This window comes from Staphylococcus roterodami (assembly GCA_022493055.1).
Classification (GTDB): domain Bacteria; phylum Bacillota; class Bacilli; order Staphylococcales; family Staphylococcaceae; genus Staphylococcus; species Staphylococcus singaporensis.
Genome location: CP092781.1, coordinates 2,543,781 through 2,564,167, shown reverse-complemented (window position 1 = coordinate 2,564,167; position 20,387 = coordinate 2,543,781). Strand labels below are relative to the sequence as shown.

19 protein-coding genes are annotated in these 20,387 nt (G+C 33.9%); 16 read left to right on the top strand and 3 right to left on the bottom strand.

Translation table 11 applies throughout. The features are described 5' to 3' along the window. Window positions 1-61: 61 nt before the first annotated feature. A complete protein-coding gene (locus ML436_12565) occupies window positions 62-484 on the top strand; it encodes a carboxymuconolactone decarboxylase family protein (protein UMT77945.1) in 423 nt (140 codons plus the stop codon). A gap of 75 nt (window positions 485-559) precedes the next feature. Here the strand turns inward: ML436_12565 and ML436_12560 are convergent, their stop codons facing one another. Further along, window positions 560-2,098, bottom strand: a complete 1,539-nt coding sequence (locus ML436_12560) for an AbgT family transporter (protein ID UMT77944.1) — start codon at window positions 2,096-2,098, stop codon at window positions 560-562. Window positions 2,099-2,334: 236 nt separating this feature from the next. On the opposite strand from ML436_12560, the gene ML436_12555 reads away from it, so the two are divergent. From ML436_12555 to ML436_12505, 11 genes are all read left to right on the top strand, one after another. Further along, complete coding sequence (locus tag ML436_12555) at window positions 2,335-3,153, top strand: SDR family oxidoreductase (GenBank protein UMT77943.1); 819 nt, start codon at window positions 2,335-2,337, stop codon at window positions 3,151-3,153. A 99-nt stretch (window positions 3,154-3,252) separates the two neighbouring features. Then, window positions 3,253-4,020, top strand: a complete 768-nt coding sequence (locus ML436_12550; protein UMT77942.1) for an MBL fold metallo-hydrolase — start codon at window positions 3,253-3,255, stop codon at window positions 4,018-4,020. A gap of 686 nt (window positions 4,021-4,706) precedes the next feature. Beyond that, window positions 4,707-5,528 carry a histidine racemase CntK gene (cntK, locus tag ML436_12545; GenBank protein UMT77941.1) on the top strand — a complete coding sequence of 274 codons (822 nt, stop codon included), beginning with the start codon at window positions 4,707-4,709 and terminating at the stop codon, window positions 5,526-5,528. Between the two features lie 10 nt (window positions 5,529-5,538). Further along, window positions 5,539-6,357 carry a D-histidine (S)-2-aminobutanoyltransferase CntL gene (gene cntL, locus ML436_12540; GenBank protein ID UMT77940.1) on the top strand — a complete coding sequence of 273 codons (819 nt, stop codon included), beginning with the start codon at window positions 5,539-5,541 and terminating at the stop codon, window positions 6,355-6,357. Further along, on the top strand, window positions 6,350-7,654 hold the full coding sequence (cntM, locus tag ML436_12535) for a staphylopine dehydrogenase CntM (GenBank protein ID UMT77939.1): 1,305 nt from the start codon (window positions 6,350-6,352) through the stop codon (window positions 7,652-7,654). Before cntL ends, cntM begins: the two co-directional genes overlap by 8 nt. 139 nt (window positions 7,655-7,793) lie before the next feature. Then, on the top strand, window positions 7,794-9,392 hold the full coding sequence (gene cntA / locus ML436_12530) for a staphylopine-dependent metal ABC transporter substrate-binding protein CntA (protein ID UMT77938.1): 1,599 nt from the start codon (window positions 7,794-7,796) through the stop codon (window positions 9,390-9,392). 12 nt (window positions 9,393-9,404) lie between these two features. Continuing rightward, entirely contained in the window at window positions 9,405-10,340 is a 936-nt protein-coding gene (locus ML436_12525) for an ABC transporter permease (protein UMT77937.1), read from the top strand. Then, window positions 10,337-11,203, top strand: a complete 867-nt coding sequence (locus tag ML436_12520; GenBank protein ID UMT77936.1) for an ABC transporter permease — start codon at window positions 10,337-10,339, stop codon at window positions 11,201-11,203. Before ML436_12525 ends, ML436_12520 begins: the two co-directional genes overlap by 4 nt. Then, on the top strand, window positions 11,203-12,018 hold the full coding sequence (locus ML436_12515) for an ABC transporter ATP-binding protein (GenBank protein ID UMT77935.1): 816 nt from the start codon (window positions 11,203-11,205) through the stop codon (window positions 12,016-12,018). Before ML436_12520 ends, ML436_12515 begins: the two co-directional genes overlap by 1 nt. Next, a complete protein-coding gene (locus ML436_12510; protein UMT77934.1) occupies window positions 12,011-12,760 on the top strand; it encodes an ABC transporter ATP-binding protein in 750 nt (249 codons plus the stop codon). Before ML436_12515 ends, ML436_12510 begins: the two co-directional genes overlap by 8 nt. 11 nt (window positions 12,761-12,771) lie before the next feature. Continuing rightward, on the top strand, window positions 12,772-13,965 hold the full coding sequence (locus ML436_12505) for an MFS transporter (protein ID UMT77933.1): 1,194 nt from the start codon (window positions 12,772-12,774) through the stop codon (window positions 13,963-13,965). A 223-nt stretch (window positions 13,966-14,188) separates the two neighbouring features. Here the strand turns inward: ML436_12505 and ML436_12500 are convergent, their stop codons facing one another. Then, the gene (locus tag ML436_12500; GenBank protein UMT77932.1) at window positions 14,189-14,935 is read right to left on the bottom strand and encodes a hypothetical protein; all 747 of its coding nucleotides are present in this window, start codon (window positions 14,933-14,935) and stop codon (window positions 14,189-14,191) included. Window positions 14,936-15,124: 189 nt separating this feature from the next. Here ML436_12500 and ML436_12495 point away from each other — a divergent pair, with 189 nt between their 5' ends. After that, the gene (locus ML436_12495) at window positions 15,125-16,702 is read left to right on the top strand and encodes an FMN-binding glutamate synthase family protein (protein UMT77931.1); all 1,578 of its coding nucleotides are present in this window, start codon (window positions 15,125-15,127) and stop codon (window positions 16,700-16,702) included. A 150-nt stretch (window positions 16,703-16,852) separates the two neighbouring features. Here the strand turns inward: ML436_12495 and ML436_12490 are convergent, their stop codons facing one another. After that, entirely contained in the window at window positions 16,853-17,317 is a 465-nt protein-coding gene (locus ML436_12490) for a DUF1307 domain-containing protein (GenBank protein ID UMT77930.1), read from the bottom strand. 234 nt (window positions 17,318-17,551) lie between these two features. Here ML436_12490 and ML436_12485 point away from each other — a divergent pair, with 234 nt between their 5' ends. The 3 genes from ML436_12485 (at window position 17,552) to fetB (ending at window position 20,304) form a co-directional block, all read left to right on the top strand. Then, complete coding sequence (locus ML436_12485; protein ID UMT77929.1) at window positions 17,552-18,628, top strand: M42 family metallopeptidase; 1,077 nt, start codon at window positions 17,552-17,554, stop codon at window positions 18,626-18,628. A 247-nt stretch (window positions 18,629-18,875) separates the two neighbouring features. Continuing rightward, window positions 18,876-19,538: an ATP-binding cassette domain-containing protein gene (locus ML436_12480; protein ID UMT77928.1), complete on the top strand. Its 663-nt coding sequence runs from the start codon at window positions 18,876-18,878 to the stop codon at window positions 19,536-19,538. Beyond that, window positions 19,531-20,304 (top strand): iron export ABC transporter permease subunit FetB, encoded by a 774-nt coding sequence (gene fetB / locus ML436_12475; GenBank protein UMT77927.1) that lies wholly within the window; start codon window positions 19,531-19,533, stop codon window positions 20,302-20,304. The genes ML436_12480 and fetB overlap by 8 nt, the downstream gene beginning before the upstream one ends. Window positions 20,305-20,387 lie beyond the last annotated feature (83 nt).

The window sequence follows — 20,387 nt, the reverse complement described above, 5'->3', positions numbered from 1 at the left end:
TCATATGTTGGTAAATTTGGATCCTTGCAACAATTCAAAAATTTAAAAGGAGAGATTGCAAATGCCCTATAACTTTACGACGCAGAACAAAGGATTAATGTCTGTGATGAATCAAGGTGAGACATTTATTCATCAATCACCAGTGAATGATGAACTTAGTGCATTGATTAAGTTACTTATTTCGAAAATTAATGGCTGTAACTATTGTGTTGATCTTCATAAGAAAGAACTGAAAGATTTAGGTGTAACGCAAATGAAAATCGATGAAGTGATGAGTTATAATCATCTAGATTTATTTTCAGAGGAAGAAAGAGTGACCTTAGAATTTGCTGAAAAATTAAATGCGATTAAAGATTTTAAAAAATTCGATATTATCGAAAGGCTAAAAACATTTTATGATGAAGAGCAAATTACAGATTTAGTATTTGTGGTAAATCAAATCAATAGTTGGAATCGATTGAACATTATTAGTGAAAATTTATAGTTTTATGTCTTAAATATTTATATTATGAAAGCCACTGAACGATTAGAATCCTCGTTTAGTGGCTTAAAAAAACTGCTATTTAACGAATATCGGTCCTCCTGGTCCAACAGGGATGCCTAATAAGAACCAAATGATGACAAATGCTGTCCACACAATACTTAGCGCGATTGAATACGGCATTAAACTAGAAAGTAAAGCACCTAACTTCATGCGTTTATCGTATTTTTGCGCATAAGTTAATAATAAAGGTAAGTACGGCATCATCGGTGTAATTGGATTGGTAATTGAGTCGCCTACACGGTAAATCACTTGTGTGAAGGCTGGATGAAATCCTACAATAATGAGCATTGGAACGAAAATGGGTGCTAAAATTCCCCATTTAGCAGATGCACTACCAATTAATAAATTTACTAAAGCACTTAGAATAATAATTCCTAAAATTAGTACAATACCATTTTGATGTTCTAATAATTTAGCGCCTTTAACAGCAGCGATAATTCCTAAATTACTCCATTTTAAAAACGCGAGTAACTGTGCTGCAAAGAAAACGATAACGATAAAGGTACCCATTGATCCTACAGCTTCTCCAAACATTTTCCCTAAGTCTTTCGTGCTTTGAATTTCTTTACTTAAAATACCATAAACTAATCCAGGGATTAAAAATACGACAAGAATAATTAAACCGACACCATTTATTAATGGCGCATCGTCTAGTAAACTCCCTGTTTTAGCATTTCTTAAAAAACTATGTTCAGGAATTACAGTGATAATCAATAAAATGATTGTGACAACAAAACTAAAATTTGCCCATTTTAAAGCATGTGCTTCTTTGTCAGTAATATGTGAAGATGTTTCTTCATGGTCATCATGCATTAAACTGTCATCATATTTTCCTAGTCTAGGAATAATCAGTTTAGTTGTAACTAACAATATCGTAGGAAGCAATACAACGACGCTCGCTGCGATAAAGTACCAGTTCATAGCAACGTTTGTTTTAATAGACTCTGAAACGATACGTGTTGCTGGATCTGTAAATGAATAGACTAAAGCATCTTGCATACCTACAACTATATTCGCTGCAAATCCTCCAACAGCGGAAGCATATGCCATCGTTAAACCAGCAATAGGGTGATAGCCAATTTTAATAAAAAGCATTGCTGCAAGCGGCGGCAAGATAATTGTCGCAGCATCGCCGGCTGTACTTCCTAAAATGCCAATTAAAATAATAGTCGGTAAAATTAAGAATCGTGGTGCGCGATTCACAACAGAAATCATTAGCTTGTCGAAGTATCCTGTTTTCTCTGCAACACCAATGCCAATCATAACAGCAAGTACTAAACCTAATGCAGGAAATTCCGAGAAATTTTTTATGGCATCATTCATAATCATCGTAAAACCATCATGGCTTAAAATATTTTTAACATGGATAGTTTGATGTGTACCTGGATGCTTAACGGATACATTAAATAGTGAGACAAGCCATGTCAAAGTTGCTAGACCTACACACATTAAAAAGAATAATACACTTGGATCTGGTAATTTATTTCCAATTTTTTCAACACTATTTAAGAAACTATTGACGATAGAACCTTTTTGTCCCTCTTTAGATGTCATCAATTATTCCTCCCCCTTTGTTAAATATTTAAAGTGTAACAAAAAATACTTTTAAAAGTAACAATTTTCAGAAAATAAAAAAGCTAATATTGTTAAATATTTTGAGTTATTCAATAGAAATTGTATAGCAGAGAGTAGTTAAGACTGCCTGAAGACTTATCTATTAGGTTTATGAAGCATTGAACAGTGGAAAATAAGGACTGTAAGTTTAAGATATGTTGTATAGGAGTGACTGGATGAAACGTTTGGAAAATAAAGTTGCAGTCGTAACAGGAGCAAGTACAGGTATAGGACAAGCTTCAGCAATCGCTTTAGCTCAAGAAGGCGCGTATGTATTGGCGGTAGACATAGCTGAAGCGGTATCAGAGACTGTCGATAAGATTAAAAGTAATGGTGACAATGCGAAGGCGTATATTGTGGATATTTCAGATGAACAACAAGTGGTAGACTTTGTATCTGACATAAAGGAACAGTTTGGAAGAATCGATGTGTTGTTTAATAATGCAGGCGTAGACAATGCTGCAGGTAGAATTCATGAATACCCGTTAGATGTGTATGACAAGATTATGAATGTAGACATGCGTGGGACATTTTTAATGACGAAAATGATGTTACCTTTAATGATGGCTGAAGGTGGCTCTATTGTTAATACGTCTTCATTTTCCGGGCAGGCAGCAGATTTGTATCGCTCAGGATATAATGCTGCGAAAGGTGCAGTGATTAATTTTACAAAATCAATCGCAATTGAGTATGGCCGTGATGACATTCGAGCCAATGCAATTGCACCAGGTACGATTGAAACCCCGTTAGTAGATAAACTGACAGGTACGAGTGAAGGTGATGCAGGTAAAACATTTAGAGAAAATCAAAAATGGATGACTCCGCTGGGACGTTTAGGTAAACCAGAAGAAGTTGCTAAATTAGTAGTCTTCTTAGCATCTGACGACAGTTCATTTATTACTGGTGAAACAATTCGCATTGATGGTGGTGTGATGGCTTACACATGGCCTGGCGAGATGTTAAGTGATGATTCATGGAAGCAGACATTGGAATAATTATTTAAAATCGATATCCAGTGGAAAAGAATTTGGCATGAAGTAGGCAATGTATGCATATTGTTGCAATGAAAGACATATGAAATAGGGGGATATAACATGAATATTAGACATATAAGAAATGCCACGGCTGTTATTGAATATGGGGGGAAACATATTTTACTTGATCCAATGTTAAGTGATAAAGGTTCATTTGACCCATTTCCAAATTCACCGAGACAAAATCAAAAAAATCCACTTGTAGAACTACCTATGGCAATTGAAGACATTATAAACGACATCGATTTAGTGATTTTAACGCATTTGCATATTGATCATTTTGATCCGAAAGCAATTGAAGTATTGCCGAAAGATATTAAAATTTACGCACAAAATGAAGAAGATGCTAGTGAAGTAGAGAGTTATGGATTTACAAACGTTTCTGTATTTAATGATGTGACACACATTGGAGAAATTGAGTTGATTAAAACAGATGCTCAACATGGTCATGGTGAAATTTTGAAAATGACAGGACATGTTCACGGCATGATTTTAAAACATTCTGAAGAGCCGACATTATACTTAGCAGCAGATACAGTTTGGTTTGAAGGGGTTGAAAAAGCATTAAAAACATATCAACCAGATGTTGTTGTTCTTAATGGTGGTGCAAATCAATTCTTTGAAGGTGGTCCATTAGTTATGGATGAACATGATGTGTTAAAAGTTGCTAATACATTGCCGCTTGCGCAAATTGTTGTTGTGCATATGGAAGCGGTCAATCATTGGCATTTATCTCGCAAAGACTTGCATGCATTTTTAGAATCACATGAATTAACTAACAGAGTAGTTGCGCCAAATGATGGTGAATTATTAACTTTTGAAAAATAAATTATTGATATTTTAAATCTTATGGATTAAGGCTAGTTTTAACGTATTGTACGTTGGAGCTAGTCTTTTTTATTGGTAAAAATTTTCAAAATGTCTCTAAAGACTTGAATATGCCATGTTTAAGGAAGAAACGCGTTTAAATATATAAAATTCATTTACAACCTTTATTGACAATGATTCTCAACTAATATAGTATATAATCAAATCGTAATAATTACGATTTGTTTTCTGCAACTTTTTTGAAGTTTTAGTTGAGGTGAAAACAGTATACGCATTTGAGTAGGTGTAGTTATACGGACAATTGCATTTACTTAATAGAGCCACATGAAGCACTTTTAAATAAGTTTGGAGTTGCATGTTGATGCAACAACCGAGTACTAAGTCATACTTTTCGTTCTGCGAATGAGTATGACTTACCTAATAGATGGGAAACTATTAGGTTCTTTTTCTAAAAATTACAGGTTTAGAGGAATACAGTTGCTTGCTTCGCAACAACTGCATATAAAGCCATGCTTTTCGCTTTTGCGGAATTAGCATGACTTACCTAATAGATAGCTATTAGGTTCATCTTCTAAAAAATTACAAAGTTTTAGAGGAACACAGTTGTTTGCTTCGCAACAACTGCATAAGAGCCTCTAGTAATTAAAAATTACAGAGGCTCTAAAATACATCTAAAGGAGTGTCGTATGAATCGGCAGGTTATAGAATTTTCTAAGTATAATCCTTCGGGGAATATGACGATACTTGTTCATTCAAAACATGATGCTAGTGAATATGCATCAATCGCCAATCAGTTAATGGCCGCAACACATGTATGTTGTGAACAGGTAGGCTTTATAGAATCAACACAAAATGATGATGGCAATGATTTCCATCTAGTTATGAGCGGTAATGAATTTTGCGGTAATGCGACGATGTCATATATACATCATTTGCAGGAAAGTCATTTGCTTAAAGACCAACAGTTTAAGGTGAAGGTATCTGGCTGTTCGGATTTAGTGCAATGCGCAATTCATGATTGCCAATACTATGAAGTTCAAATGCCACAAGCCCATCGTGTTGTGCCAACAACAATTAACATGGGTAATCATTCATGGAAAGCAATAGAAATTATTTATGAAACATATGTACATTATGTGATTCCAGTTAATCAAGTAACAACAGAAATTCAACATTTAGTTGAAACGTTTGTACGTGAACAACAATGGACTGACAAATATAAAACAGTAGGTATAATGCTTTTTGATGAACAACGTCAATTTTTACAGCCATTAATCTATATACCAGAAATTCAAAGTTTAATTTGGGAAAATAGCTGTGGTTCTGGTACAGCATCAATTGGGGTTTTTAATAATTATAAACGTAATGACGCATGCAAAGATTTTACAGTACATCAGCCAGGGGGCAGCATTTTAGTGACATCAAAGCAATGTCATCAATTGGGATATCAAACTTCAATTAAAGGACAGGTTACAACTGTAGCTACAGGAAAAGCATATATAGAATAAGGAGCCTACAATGAATAACTTTAATAATGAAATCAAATTGATATTACAACAATATTTGGAAAAGTTTGAAGCGCATTACGAGCGTGTATTACAAGACGATCAATACATCGAAGCATTAGAAACATTGATGGATGACTATAGTGAATTTATTTTAAATCCTATTTATGAACAACAATTTAATGCTTGGCTTGACGTTGAAGAAAAAGCGCAATTAATAAAATCACTTCAACACATTACAGCTCAATGTGTAAAACAAGTCGAGATAATTAGAGCAAGACGTCTATTAGACGGACAGGCGTCTACCACAGGTTACTTTGACAATATAGAACATTGTATTGATGAAGAGTTTGGACAATGTAGTATAGCTAGCAATGACAAATTATTGTTAGTTGGTTCAGGTGCATATCCAATGACGTTAATTCAAGTAGCAAAAGAAACAGGTGCTTCAGTTATCGGCATTGATATTGATCCACAAGCCGTTGACTTAGGACGCAGAATCGTTAATGTCTTAGCACCAAATGAAGATATAACAATTACGGATCAAAAGGTATCTGAGCTTAAAGATATCAAAGATGTGACGCATATTATTTTTAGCTCTACAATTCCGATAAAGTATAGCATTTTAGAGGAATTATATGATTTAACTAATGAAAATGTTGTAGTAGCAATGCGCTTTGGTGATGGCATCAAAGCACTATTTAATTATCCGTCACAAGAAACATCGGAAGATAAGTGGCAATGTGTGAATAAACACATGAGGCCACAGCAAATTTTTGATATAGCACTTTATAAAAAAGCAGCTATAAAGGTAGGTATTACGGATGTCTAAATTATTAATGATAGGCACTGGTCCGGTCGCAATCCAATTAGCGAATATTTGCTATTTAAAATCAGATTATGAGATTGATATGGTTGGACGTGCCTCAACATCAGAAAAATCAAAACGCTTATATAGAGCGTATAAAAAAGAAAAGCGATTTGAAGTTAAAGTACAAAACGAGGCGCATAGACACTTAGAAGGTAACTTTGATATTAATCGCTTATATAAAGATGTAATAAATGTAAAAGGTGAATACGACACGATTGTAATGGCATGCACAGCAGATGCATACTATGACACTTTACAACAATTGTCATTAGAAACATTGCAGAGTGTGAAACATGTCATTTTAATATCACCGACATTTGGTTCGCAAATGATTGTCGAACAATTTATGTCTAAATTTAATAAAGATATCGAGGTTATTTCATTTTCAACGTATCTTGGGGATACACGTATTCTCGATAAAGAAGTGCCAAACCACGTTTTGACAACTGGTGTGAAAAAGAAACTTTATATGGGAACGACACATCCAAACTCAACGATGTGTCAACATATCAATGCACTATCTGAGCAATTGAATATTCAATTAGAAGTAGTTGAATCGCCACTGCATGCAGAAACACGAAACAGTTCTCTATATGTACATCCGCCATTATTTATGAATGATTTTTCATTGAAAGCCATTTTCGAAGGAACGGATGTACCGGTTTATGTGTATAAGTTATTTCCTGAAGGACCGATAACGATGACACTAATCCGTGAAATGCGTTTAATGTGGAAGGAAATGATGGCTATTTTACAAGCCTTTAGAGTGCCGTCAGTCAACCTGCTTCAATTTATGGTGAAAGAGAATTATCCAGTACGTTCTGAAACTTTGGATGAAGGTGATATTGAGCATTTCGAAATCTTGCCAGATATTTTACAAGAGTATCTGCTTTATGTAAGATATACCGCAATCCTCATTGATCCATTTTCACAGCCGGATGAACAAGGACATTACTTTGATTTTTCAGCGGTACCATTTAAGCAAGTCTATAAAAATGAACAGGATGTTGTTCAAATTCCAAGAATGCCAAGTGAAGACTACTACAGAACAGCGATGATTCAGCATATTGGGAAAATGCTAGGTATCAAAACGCCAATGATTGATCAGTTCCTAACACGTTATGAAGCAAGTTGTCAGGCGTACAAAGATATGCATCAAGATCAACAGTTATCTTCGCAATTTAATACAAACTTATTTGAAGAGGATAAGGCGCTCGTCACAAAATTTTTGGAAATCAATAGAACGCTTTCATACTAAGGGTTTGAAGTTTTATAAAAGAAAAAAATTATTGAATTATGTTTGACATTTACATAAAAATAAGCAAATAATTGAGAAAAATAATCATTACGATTTGATTAAGTAATGCAACTTATCAATTTAGAAAGAGGAAAAACGAATGAGAAAACTAACTAAAATGAGTGCGATGTTACTTGCATCAGGGATAATTTTAACTGGCTGTGGTGGTAATAAAGGCTTAGAAGAAAAGAAAGAGAATAAGCAATTAACGTATACAACGGTTAAAGATATCGGGGATATGAATCCGCATGTTTACGGTGGATCTATGTCTGCTGAAAGTATGATTTATGAGCCACTTGTACGTAACACAAAAGATGGTATCAAACCGTTACTAGCTAAAAAATGGGATATTTCTGAAGATGGGAAGACATATACATTCCATTTAAGAGATGATGTGAAATTCCATGATGGAACACCATTTGATGCTGATGCAGTTAAGAAAAATATTGATGCGGTTCAACAAAATAAAAAACTGCATTCTTGGTTAAAGATTTCAACATTGATTGATAATGTAAAAGTTAAAGATAAGTACACGGTTGAATTGAGTTTGAAAGAAGCATATCAACCAGCATTAGCTGAACTAGCGATGCCTCGTCCTTATGTATTTGTGTCTCCAAAAGACTTTAAAAACGGTACAACGAAAGATGGCGTTAAAAAGTTCGATGGTACAGGTCCATTTAAATTAGGTGAACATAAAAAAGACGAGTCTGCAGACTTTAACAAAAACGATCAATATTGGGGCGAAAAATCTAAGCTTAATAAAGTACAAGCTAAAGTGATGCCTGCTGGTGAAACAGCATTCCTATCTATGAAAAAAGGTGAAACAAACTTTGCCTTTACTGACGATAGAGGTACAGATAGCTTAGACAAAGACTCTTTAAAACAATTGAAAGATACAGGTGACTATCAAGTTAAGCGTAGTCAACCTATGAATACAAAAATGTTAGTTGTCAATTCTGGTAAAAAAGATAACGCTGTTAGTGACAAAACAGTCAGACAAGCGATTGGTCATATGGTAAACAGAGATAAAATTGCCAAAGAAATTTTAGATGGCCAAGAAAAACCAGCAACTCAATTATTTGCGAAAAATGTAACAGACATTAATTTCGATATGCCAACACGTAAGTATGACCTTAAAAAAGCAGAATCATTATTAGATGAAGCTGGTTGGAAGAAAGGTAAAGACAGCGATGTTCGTCAAAAAGATGGTAAAAACCTTGAAATGGCAATGTACTATGACAAAGGTTCTTCAAGTCAAAAAGAACAAGCTGAATACTTACAAGCAGAATTTAAAAAAATGGGTATTAAACTAAACATCAATGGCGAAACATCAGATAAAATTGCTGAACGTCGTACTTCTGGTGATTATGACTTAATGTTCAACCAAACTTGGGGATTATTGTACGATCCACAAAGTACGATTGCAGCATTTAAAGCGAAAAACGGTTATGAAAGTGCAACATCAGGAATTGAGAACAAAGATAAAATATACAACAGCATTGATGACGCATTTAAAATCCAAAATGGTAAAGAACGTTCAGACGCTTATAAAAACATCTTGAAACAAATTGATGATGAAGGTATCTTTATCCCTATTTCTCACGGTAGCATGACAGTTGTTGCACCGAAAGATTTAGAAAAAGTATCATTCACACAATCACAGTATGAATTACCATTCAATGAAATGCAGTATAAATAAAGGAGCAATTAGATGTTCAAATTTATCTTAAAACGTATTGCGCTCATGTTTCCATTAGTGATTGTAGTAAGTTTTATGACATTTCTATTGACGTATATTACAAATGAAAATCCAGCTGTGACAATTTTACATGCACAAGGGACACCAAATGTAACACCAGAGTTGATTGCCGAAACGAACGAAAAGTATGGTTTCAATGATCCATTATTAATTCAATATAAAAACTGGTTAATTGAAGCGATGCAGTTTAACTTTGGCACTAGCTACATTACAGGTGACCCTGTTGCTGAACGCATTGGCCCAGCATTTATGAATACATTGAAATTAACAATAATTTCAAGTGTTATGGTAATGATTACATCGATTATATTAGGTGTAGTTAGTGCATTAAAAAGAGGAAAGTTCACTGATCGTGCGATACGTTCAGTGGCTTTCTTTCTAACTGCATTACCATCATATTGGATAGCTTCAATACTTATTATTTACGTATCAGTGAAGTTAAACATATTGCCGACTTCTGGATTAACAGGTCCAGAAAGTTACATATTGCCAGTGATTGTTATTACGATTGCTTATGCTGGTATTTACTTTAGAAATGTTAGACGTTCAATGGTGGAACAATTAAATGAAGACTATGTACTTTATTTAAGAGCTAGTGGTGTGAAATCAATCACATTAATGCTACATGTGTTGCGTAATGCTTTACAAGTTGCGGTATCAATCTTTTGTATGTCTATACCAATGATTATGGGTGGACTTGTAGTTATCGAGTATATATTTGCTTGGCCTGGTCTAGGTCAATTAAGTTTAAAAGCGATACTAGAACACGACTTCCCAGTTATTCAAGCATATGTATTAATTGTAGCGGTATTATTTATCGTATTTAATACATTGGCAGATATCATTAATGCGCTATTAAATCCAAGATTAAGGGAGGGCGCACGATGATTATATTAAAACGTTTATTACAAGATAAGGGTGCAGTAATCGCATTAGGCATTATTGTATTATATATATTTTTAGGATTAGCAGCACCACTTGTGACATTTTATGATCCTAACCATATCGATACGGCAAACAAATTTGCAGGTATCAGTTTTCAACATTTATTAGGCACAGACCATTTAGGTAGAGATATTTTAACAAGACTTATTTATGCTATTAGACCAAGTTTGTTATATGTTTTTGTAGCATTATTTGTTTCTGTGTTTATCGGATCTATTTTAGGATTCTTATCAGGATATTTCCAAGGGTTTGTTGATGCAATCATTATGCGTGCGTGTGATGTTATGTTAGCATTCCCAAGTTATGTTGTAACGTTAGCATTAATTGCACTGTTTGGTATGGGTGCTGAAAATATTATTATGGCATTTATATTGACGCGTTGGGCATGGTTCTGCCGTGTTATTCGTACAAGTGTTATGCAATATACGGCTTCAGACCACGTGAAATTTGCTAAAACAATTGGCATGAATGATATGAAAATTATACATAAACATATTATGCCGTTAACGTTAGCGGATATTGCTATTATCTCTAGTAGCTCGATGTGTTCAATGATCTTGCAAATATCTGGCTTTTCATTTTTAGGATTAGGTGTCAAAGCGCCTACTGCAGAGTGGGGCATGATGCTTAATGAAGCCAGAAAAGTAATGTTTACGCATCCTGAAATGATGTTTGCACCTGGTATTGCCATAGTCATTATCGTAATGACATTTAATTTCTTATCGGATTCATTACAAGTTGCCATTGATCCCCGCATCTCTTCTAAAGAGAAACTTCGTTCTGTGAAAAAAGGAGTGGTGCAATAATGACTTTGTTAACAGTTAAACATTTGACGATTACAGACACATGGACAGATCAACCGCTAGTTAGAGATGTTAATTTTACAGTAACTAAAGGTGAAACACTTGGTGTTATAGGTGAAAGTGGTAGCGGTAAATCAATCACTTGTAAGTCGATTATTGGTTTGAATCCCGAACGACTCGGGGTGACAGGTGAAATTATCTTTGATGGTACACCAATGTTGTCACTATCCGAATCGCAACTGAAAAAGTACCGTGGTAAAGATATTGCGATGGTGATGCAGCAAGGTAGTCGTGCATTTGATCCATCGACAACAGTAGGTAAACAAATGTTTGAGACTATGAAAGTACATACGTCATTGTCTACTCAAGAGATTGAAAAGACATTAATTGAATATATGGATTATTTAAGTTTGAAAGATCCTAAACGTATTTTAAAATCATATCCTTATATGTTGTCTGGTGGTATGTTACAGCGATTAATGATTGCTTTAGCGTTAGCTTTGAAACCAAAGTTAATCATTGCTGATGAACCAACAACTGCATTAGATACAATTACACAATATGACGTTTTAGAAGCATTTATAGATATAAAGAAACATTTTGACTGTGCAATGATTTTCATTTCGCATGATTTAACGGTCATTAACAAAATAGCAGACCGTGTCGTTGTGATGAAAAATGGTCAGCTGATTGAACAGGGTACACGTGAATCAGTTTTGCATCATCCAGAACATGTTTATACGAAGTATTTATTATCAACGAAGAAGAAAATTAATGACCATTTTAAACATGTGATGAGGGGTGATGTATGTGATTAAAGTTACAGATGTTGAAAAATCATATCAAAGTGCACATGTATTTAAGCGCCGCCGAACACCAATCGTCAAAGGTGTATCATTCGAATGTCCAATAGGGGCAACGATAGCAATCATCGGAGAAAGTAGTAGTGGTAAATCGACTTTAAGCCGTATGATATTAGGTATTGAGAAACCAGACAAAGGTCGCGTGACATTAAATGATCAACCTATGTATAAGAAGAAAGTGAGACGTCATCAAATTGGTGCAGTGTTTCAAGATTATACATCATCATTACATCCATTTCAGACAGTTAGAGAAATCTTATTTGAAGTGATGTGTCAATGTGATGGTCAGCCTAAAGATGTAATGGAAGTTCAAGCTATCACATTGTTAGAAGAAGTCGGGCTATCGAAAGCATATATGGATAAATATCCTAATATGTTATCAGGTGGTGAGGCGCAACGTGTTGCGATTGCACGTGCCATTTGTATTAATCCTAAATATATTTTGTTTGATGAAGCTATTAGTTCGCTCGACATGTCTATTCAAACACAAATACTAGATTTATTGATTCATTTACGAGAAACGCGCCAGCTGAGTTATATTTTTATTACACATGATATTCAAGCTGCGACGTATTTATGTAATCAGTTAATTATTTTTAAAAATGGAAAAATCGAAGAGCGAATTTCAACAAGTGCATTGCATAAAAGTGACAATGCTTATACAAGAGAATTAATAGAAAAACAACTATCATTCTAAGGAGTGAGATAATGAAAGGTGCAATGGCTTGGCCTTTTTTGAGATTATATATATTAACATTGATGTTCTTTAGTGCCAATGCAATCTTAAACGTATTTATACCGTTACGAGGGCATGATTTAGGTGCAACGAATACTGTTATTGGTATCGTTATGGGTGCATATATGTTAACAGCAATGGTGTTTCGACCATGGGCAGGACAAATTATTGCTCGCGTCGGTCCCATTAAAGTATTACGAATTATATTAATAATTAATGCTATTGCTTTAATTATTTATGGCTTTACAGGGTTGGAAGGTTACTTCGTAGCTCGTGTGATGCAAGGTGTATGTACGGCATTCTTCTCAATGTCGTTGCAGTTAGGTATTATTGATGCGTTACCAGAAGAACATCGTTCAGAAGGTGTATCATTGTACTCACTATTTTCAACGATTCCAAACTTGATTGGTCCATTAGTTGCCGTAGGTATTTGGAATGCGAATAATATTTCATTATTCGCGATTGTGATTATCTTTATTGCGTTAACAACAACATTTTTTGGATATCGTGTTACCTTTGCTGAACAAGAACCGGATACTTCCGATAAAATTGAAAAAATGCCGTTCAATGCTGTTACAGTATTCGCGCAATTTTTCAAAAACAAAGAGTTGTTGAACAGCGGTATTATTATGATTGTTGCATCGATTGTATTTGGTGCAGTTAGTACATTTGTACCGTTATATACAGTGAGTTTAGGATTTGCGAATGCAGGTATCTTTTTAACAATACAAGCAATCGCAGTTGTTGCAACAAGATTTTACTTGAGAAAATATATTCCATCTGATGGCATATGGCATCCTAAATATATGGTATCAGTATTATCACTACTAGTTATCGCGTCATTTGTAGTGGCATTTGGTCCGCAAGTAGGGGCAATCATTTTTTATAGTAGTGCGATACTAATAGGAATGACACAAGCAATGGTATATCCAACATTAACATCTTATTTGAGTTTCGTCTTACCAAAAGTAGGTCGCAATATGTTGTTAGGTTTATTTATTGCTTGCGCAGATTTAGGTATTTCACTAGGTGGCGCATTGATGGGACCTATTTCCGACTTAGTAGGATTTAAATGGATGTATTTAATCTGTGGTATATTAGTCATTGTGATTATGATTATGAGTTTCTTGAAAAAGCCAACACCACGTCCAGCGAGTAGTCTTTAATGAAAAAGTTTAAAGCATATTAAGTTAATGAATATTTTATTTTAAAAAGATATATTGGGTATGATGCTTCGTGTGCTTCATGCTAGGACACGAAACATTTTATATGGCTCGTTTATAGAACGACAATATATCTAAAGAAAGCACACTTAGAAGTTAGTTATGACACTGACTTTTAAGTGTGCTTTTTGATGTGTATGGATAATGGATAATACTCTGGGAAATTTTACATGAAAATATGCAAAACGAGAATGACTGCTAATTGATAAAAGTAGCTCACCATAAAGTTACGGTTGGATTTTAAATACAATAAAGTCGTACTACTTGCTAGTATCAATGCTGGAATGAATTCCCACCATGTATTAATGTATGGATAATAGTACAGTGTTTCAAGGATAACGGATAATACTATTGTAATCTTTAAAGGTATTAATCTGCTTAATTCTTGAATTAAAATATGACGGAAAATAAGTTGGCAAATCAAAATATTTAATATAATGATTAAAGAAAATATAGCTATTAAACTGATGGAACCATACCCTTTAATTAGCGAATAAATGTCAAAGGCAGTAAAGGAATCTACATTTAGTGCGAAAATATCGAAATGATTTAAGAGTAAAAAGATTACGATACATATTGTAAAAGATATAAGAATATGCCATTTATATTTAGCACTGGCAATGATTTGCGAACGTATCATCGGAACAAATTTGTCTACATGCATGAAACGAAAAATAGCTAATGAAATAATCACTGCGAGCAAAAAACTAAAGTTTAATGAAAGAGGAAAAAGGAAATCCAATGGTGCTTGTTGTGTGAAAATGGCTATTAAACCAAGCGTAGAGTAGACAATAATGATTGGCAAGATGTTAACCAAAAATATATAAAGGAAAATAAATACAATATCACGTTTGAAAAAACGCGATTGAGCGGTAGCGTATTCTTCTATGTAATGTTTATTTGTATTTGACATAGTGTACCTCATAAAGAATTTTATTATATTGATACTTTAGCACATATTACTTTGTATTGTATGTTCTATACATTAAAATTTAAAGGAAATATATGATAATTTCATTCAAAATAACGAAGCGCTTCCATTGTAATTTGTTTTGTAAGGTGTATCATTATGATGAATTGAAATTTTGGGGGAGGTATTGTAATGACGTTTCTTACAATCATGCAATTTATAGTTAATATTATTGTTGTAGGATTTTTACTTACAGTCATTGTAATCGGGCTTATTTGGTTGATAAAAGATAAAAGGCAATCGCAACATAGTGTTTTAAGAAATTATCCGTTATTAGCACGTATAAGATATATATCAGAAAAAATAGGACCAGAATTACGACAGTATTTATTTTCTGGTGATAATGAAGGGAAGCCTTTTTCACGTAACGATTATAAAAATATCGTTTTAGCAGGAAAATATAATTCACGTATGACAAGTTTTGGTACTACAAGAGATTATCAGGATGGCTTTTACATACAAAACACGATGTTTCCAATACAACGTAACGAAATATCTGTGGATAACACAACATTGATATCTACATTTATTTATAAAATTGCGAATGAACGTCTGTTTAGTCGCGAAGAATATCGAGCACCGACTAAGATTGATCCCTATTATTTAAGTGATGAACATGCGATAAAACTAGGTGAGAATTTGGCACATCCTTTTATTTTAAAACGTATTGTAGGCCAATCTGGTATGAGTTATGGTGCTTTAGGTAAAAATGCAATTACGGCTTTATCAAAAGGTTTGGCTAAAGCGGGTACATGGATGAATACAGGTGAAGGTGGTTTATCGGAATATCATTTAAAAGGTAATGGTGATATCATTTTCCAAATTGGACCTGGCTTGTTTGGTGTTCGTGATAAAGAAGGTAATTTTAGTGAAGATTTATTTAGTAAAGTAGCACAGTCCTCTAATGTTCGAGCATTTGAATTAAAATTGGCACAAGGCGCAAAAACTCGTGGCGGTCATATGGAAGCAGAAAAAGTGAATGAAGAAATTGCTGCAATACGTAATGTCGAACCATATAAAACAATTAATTCACCGAACCGTTATGAGTTCATTCACAATGCTGAAGATTTAATTCGCTTTGTTGATAAAATACAAGAATTAGGTCAAAAACCTGTAGGATTCAAAATTGTTGTTAGTAAAGTATCAGAAATAGAAACGCTTGTACGCACAATGGTTGAATTAGATAAGTATCCAAGCTTTATTACAATTGATGGCGGTGAAGGTGGTACAGGGGCAACGTTCCAAGAACTACAAGATGGTGTTGGGTTACCATTATTTACAGCGTTACCGATTGTATCAGGCATGTTAGAGAAATATGGTATTCGAGATAAAGTGAAATTGGCCGCATCAGGTAAGCTAGTGACGCCAGATAAAATTGCGATTGCACTAGGTTTAGGTGCAGATTTTGTAAATATCGCACGTGGGATGATGATTAGTGTCGGTTGTATAATGAGTCAACAATGTCACATGAATACATGTCCAGTTGGTGTTGCAACAACAGATGCTAAAAAAGAAAAAGCATTAATTGTAGGTGAAAAACAATATCGTGTAACGAATTATGTGACAAGTTTGCATGAAGGCTTATTTAATATTGCAGCGGCAGTTGGTGTATCAAGTCCGACAGAAATTACAGCAGACCATATTATTTATCGGAAAGTTGACGGTCAGTTGCAAACAATACATGATTATAAATTGAAATTGATTAGTTAAACTGTATATCCAGAATCACGGAAGAAACGGATGCTAGATTTATTGAAAACCTAACTCCGAGTACGTTGAGTTTTTTTAATATTAATACCCTCAGAATGAGATTAAGGTTTGTAGCCTTAGTCTTTTCTGAGGGTATTTTTATGTTATAAACTATTTGTCATCCATTTTGTCTTTTTCTTTTAAACCGCTATGCTTTAACTGTTTTTCAACTTTTTCAAAGCTAAGATATTTATTGTCTTTACTATCTTTAGATGATACACCAAAACGTTTGTTTAATTCTTTCATATCAACTTCTTTATAATTAATGTCTAAATGTTCAATAGCTTTTTTGTCTTTATAGTCGACTTTATATTTAGCACCTTTAAGGTCTTTGAAGATATTTTCAGTTTTTGCGAATAACTTTTTAGCTTCATCTTTGCTTATGCCAAGATCATCGTACTTAATTGTGTTTATTGTAGACTGTTTTAAAACTTTATCGTCTTTATAAGTGATTGACGTGAGTACGTGTTTACCATTTACGTCACCTTCATAGGTCTTTGTTTGTTCCTTACTACAAGCTGATAATGCAATGATACATATTAATACTACTACAATTAATGAACTTAATTTTTTCAAAGTCAGTCGCCTTCTTTCAGTATTTGATTATAAATGAATTATAACATTTAGAAAAAAATGATGTTATTCAAAAATTTAAATTTTGCAAATTTTTTTGGAAATAAGAGAGTTTTCAAGCGGATTTCTCACAAAATTTTTAAAATATAGCGCATGAAATCGTTAAAGCGGTAGGCAGTATTTTTCAGAAAGTTAGTGATACAATGTTTATAAGATGAATACAGGAGGATGAATAACATGAATCAGTCAGTCAAATTACTTAAGCATTTAACAGATGTTAACGGCATTGCTGGATATGAAATGCAAGTTAAAGAAGCAATGCGTAATTATATAGAACCGATTAGTGATCAAATTATTGAAGATAATTTAGGAGGTATTTTTGGAAAGAAAATTGCTGAGAATGGCCAATATTCAATTATGATTTCTGGTCATATGGATGAAGTTGGTTTTATAGTAACTAAAATTGATAAACATGGTTTCATTTCATTTACGCCAGTTGGTGGATGGTGGAACCAAGTTATGTTATCGCAAAAAGTAACCATTACAACAGATACAGGTAAAGAAATTAGAGGTATTATCGGTTCTAAACCACCACATGTTTTATCACCAGAAGAGCGTAAAAAGCCAATGGAAATTAAAAAAATGTTTATTGATATTGGTGTGAGTAGTAAAGAAGAAGCAGCAGAAGCTGGTGTTGAAGTAGGAAATATGGTGACGCCGTACAGTGAATTTGAAGTGCTAGCAAATGATAAATATTTGACTGCAAAAGCATTTGATAATCGTTATGGTTGTGCTTTAGCAGTTGATGTATTAAAACGTTTAAAAGATGAAGCGATTGGAATTAATTTATACAGTGGTGCAACAGTGCAAGAAGAGGTTGGTCTACGTGGTGCGAAAGTTGCAGCGAATACTATCAAACCTGATTTGGCGATAGCTGTAGATGTAGGTATAGCATACGATACGCCAGGTATGTCTGGGCAAACAAGTGAAAGTAAACTAGGCGGTGGCCCAGTCGTTATTATGATGGATGCTATGAGCATTGCACATCAAGGTTTTCGTAAACATATTAAAGATGTAGCTAAAAAGCATAATATCGAAGTACAATGGGATACTACACCGGGTGGAGGTACAGATGCGGGAAGTATTCATGTCGCAAATGAAGGTATTCCAACAATAACAATAGGTGTTGCGTTGCGATACATGCATTCTAATGTATCAGTACTCAATCTAGATGATTATGAAAATTCTGTTCGTCTTGTAACTGAAATTGTTCGTTCTTTAAACGATGAAGCATATAAAAAATTAATGTGGTAATCTAATCCACAAATTATAAAGAATCCTTTTAATATGGTAGATTGTTAAACAATTGTCTAACTTTAATTCTTAGTCATTAGACAGTATCCATGTTAATAGGATTTTTTGTTTTTAATTTAAATGCTGAAAATCGATTATGCCTAAATTTTGATATAACAAGAAAATGATTTTTTCTTAAATTTAATTGCACTAAAAACCAAAAAAACGGGAATACTATACCTGATATGTTACATGAGGAGCGGTGCAAATGTTGTTAGAAATTAAAGATTTAGTGTATAAAGCGAGCGATAGAATCATACTAGATCATATCAGTCTAAAAGTAGATAAAGGTGAGAGTATTGCCATTATCGGTCCATCAGGTAGTGGTAAAAGTACATTTCAAAAGCAAATATGTAATTTGATTAGTCCAACTAGTGGAGAACTATATTTTAAAGGTAAACCCTATAATGATTATGACCCGGAAGAATTGCGTCAACAAATCAGTTATCTGATGCAGCAAAGTGACTTGTTTGGTGAAACGATTGAAGATAACATGATATTCCCATCACTTGCACGTAATGATAAATTTGATAGAAAACGTGCAAAGCAATTAATTAAAGATGTCGGTTTGGGACATTATCAACTAAGTTCGGAAGTGGAAAATATGTCGGGTGGTGAGCGACAAAGAATTGCTATAGCGCGTCAATTGATGTATACGCCGGATATTCTTTTATTAGATGAATCGACCAGTGCATTAGACGTTCATAATAAAGAAAAGATAGAAAATATCATTTTTAAGTTAGTGGAACAAGGTGTTGCTATTATGTGGATTACCCATAGTGATGATCAAAGTATGAGACATTTTCAAAAACGCATAACGATTGTTGATGGCAAAATTTCTAAGATTGAGGAGTTGAATCAACATGAGTAATACGGCACTTGGCTTGACGGCATTGCTTTTAGTCATTCCGATTATCATTTCATATAAAGAAGGTTTACATATTATTAAAGATTTAATTGTTGCAACACTACGCGCAGTTGTGCAATTAATCATTTTGGGATTTTTGCTGCATTATATTTTTAAAATAAACGATAAATGGCTGCTTATTTTATGTGTAATGGTCATTATTATTAATGCATCATGGAATACTATTAGTCGAGCATCACCAGTGATGCATCATGTGTTTTGGATATCATTTCTAGCTATCTTCATTGGAACAGCATTACCACTTGCAGGTACTGTAGCTACAGGGGCAATTCATTTTACCGCAAATGAGGTTATACCGATTGGAGGTATGCTAGCAAATAATGGTCTAATTGCGATTAATCTGGCGTATCAAAATTTAGACCGCGCATTCGTGCAAGATGGAACTAACATTGAATCTAAATTATCTCTTGCAGCAGCGCCGAAATTAGCATCTAAAGGTGCTATTCGAGAAAGTATACGTTTAGCGATCGTACCAACCATTGATTCAGTCAAAACATATGGGCTTGTGTCGATTCCGGGTATGATGACTGGTTTAATTATTGGTGGCGTACCGCCATTACAAGCTATAAAATTTCAATTATTAGTTGTGTTTATTCATACAACAGCGACAATTATGTCAGCTTTAATTGCGACATATTTAAGTTATGGTCAATTTTTCAATGCTAGACATCAATTAATTGCGCGAACTACCGATGTTAAAAGCGAATAATTTAAGATAGTCACTATGGTTACTTAGTTTATAGTTACGCATATAAAAAAGTGGAATTACGCATACATCTTAAGTTGGCATGT